The 1,749-nt window shown below is 68.4% G+C and carries 3 protein-coding genes; all 3 read left to right on the plus strand.

The genetic code is table 11. The features are described 5' to 3' along the window. The first annotated feature begins 41 nt into the window (after positions 1–41). Positions 42–416, plus strand: a complete 375-nt coding sequence (locus tag ABD987_RS44460) for a metalloregulator ArsR/SmtB family transcription factor (RefSeq protein ID WP_345409081.1) — start codon at positions 42–44, stop codon at positions 414–416. Next, positions 413–1,486, plus strand: a complete 1,074-nt coding sequence (arsB, locus tag ABD987_RS44465) for an ACR3 family arsenite efflux transporter (protein ID WP_345409083.1) — start codon at positions 413–415, stop codon at positions 1,484–1,486. The genes ABD987_RS44460 and arsB overlap by 4 nt, the downstream gene beginning before the upstream one ends. Then, the coding region (locus ABD987_RS44470; protein WP_345409085.1) for an arsenate reductase/protein-tyrosine-phosphatase family protein at positions 1,483–1,749 on the plus strand (267 nt) is incomplete at its 3' end. The genes arsB and ABD987_RS44470, both read left to right, overlap by 4 nt.

The raw sequence follows: 1,749 nt of genomic DNA on the forward strand, positions 1-1,749 counted from the left end.
CTTAGATTGCCGTCTATGTAGATGTCTGTCAACATAGAGGGATGTCGAAGCAACTGCCGATCATCGCGATGGACGCCTGCTGCTCCCCGCTGGCCCGGGAACCGTTGTCCGAGGAGCAGTCGGTGGAGCTGGCGAAGCTGTTCAAGGCGATGGCCGACCCGGTCCGCCTGCGTCTGCTGTCACTGATCGCCTCGCACGCGGGCGGCGAAGCCTGCGTGTGCGACCTGACCGACGCCTTCGACCTGACCGGCCCGACGATCTCGCACCATCTCAAGGTCCTGCGGGAGTCCGGGCTGATCACCGGCGAGCGGCGCGGCACGTGGGTCTACTACCGCGTGCACCCGGAGGTCCTGGCCCGCCTCTCGGCCGTGCTGGTCCCCGGCGACGCGGCGGCTGCCGAGGTGGTGTCGGCGTGACCACCACCGAGCACCCGCCCGGCGTGGCGGGCAAGCTGTCCACTTTGGACCGGTTTCTGCCGGTGTGGATCGGCGCGGCGATGGTGGCCGGGCTGCTGGCCGGACGGTGGATTCCGGGCCTTGGTGGAGTGTTGAACGCGGTGTCGGTGGACGGAATCTCGCTGCCGATCGCCCTGGGACTCCTGGTGATGATGTACCCGGTGCTGGCCAAGGTCCGCTACGACCGGCTCGGCACCGTCACCGCCGACCGCCGCCTGCTCTGGCCCTCACTCGTGTTGAACTGGGTGCTCGGCCCGGCACTGATGTTCGCCCTGGCCTGGCTGCTGCTGCCCGACCTGCCCGAGTACCGCACCGGGCTGATCATCGTCGGACTCGCCCGCTGCATCGCGATGGTGATCATCTGGAACGACCTCGCCTGCGGCGACCGCGAAGCAGCCGCCGTGCTGGTCGCCCTGAATTCGGTGTTCCAGGTGGTCATGTTCGGCGTGCTCGGCTGGTTCTACCTCGCCGTACTGCCCGGCTGGCTCGGCCTCGACCAAACCGACCTCGCCGTGTCCGGCTGGCAGATCGCGAAAAGCGTGCTGATCTTCCTGGGAATCCCGCTGCTGGCCGGGTTCCTGACCCGGCGTCTCGGCGAACGCGGCAAAGGCCGCGCCTGGTACGAGACTCGGTTCCTGCCGAGGATCGGGCCGGTCGCGCTTTACGGACTGCTGTTCACCATCGTGATCCTCTTCGCGCTGCAGGGCGACCAGATCACCAGCCGCCCGCTCGACGTCGCCCGGATCGCGGTGCCGCTGCTGGTCTACTTCGGACTGATGTGGGCCGGGTCCTACGCCCTGGGCAAAGCCATCGGGCTGACGTATGAGCGGACGACGACGCTGGCGTTCACCGCCGCGGGCAACAACTTCGAACTCGCCATCGCCGTCGCGATCGCCACCTTCGGCGCCACCAGCGGACAGGCCCTCGCCGGAGTCGTCGGCCCGCTCATCGAAGTCCCCGTCCTCGTCGCCCTCGTCTACGTCTCCCTCGCGCTCCGGCACCGCTTCACCACTACGGAGGTTCCCGCGTGAACACCCCGGAAGTGCTGTTCGTCTGCGTCCACAACGCCGGACGCTCCCAGATGGCCGCCGCGCTCCTGCACCACCACGCCCGGGGCAGGATCGTGGTCCGCTCCGCCGGATCCGCGCCCGCCGCCACCATCAACCCCGCCGTCATCCAGGTCATGGACGAACTCGGCATCGACCTGAACCACGAAACTCCGAAACGGCTGACCACCGACGCGGTCGAGGCCGCCGACGTCGTGATCACCATGGGCTGCGGCGACGCCTGCCCC

It is taken from the genome of Amycolatopsis samaneae (assembly GCF_039541975.1).
Lineage (GTDB): Bacteria > Actinomycetota > Actinomycetes > Mycobacteriales > Pseudonocardiaceae > Amycolatopsis > Amycolatopsis samaneae.

Bases quoted from the DNA above. Each gene is read 5' to 3' on its own strand.
- ABD987_RS44460 (WP_345409081.1), top strand. From the start codon at position 42: ATGTCGAAGCAACTGCCGATCATCGCGATGGACGCCTGCTGCTCCCCG.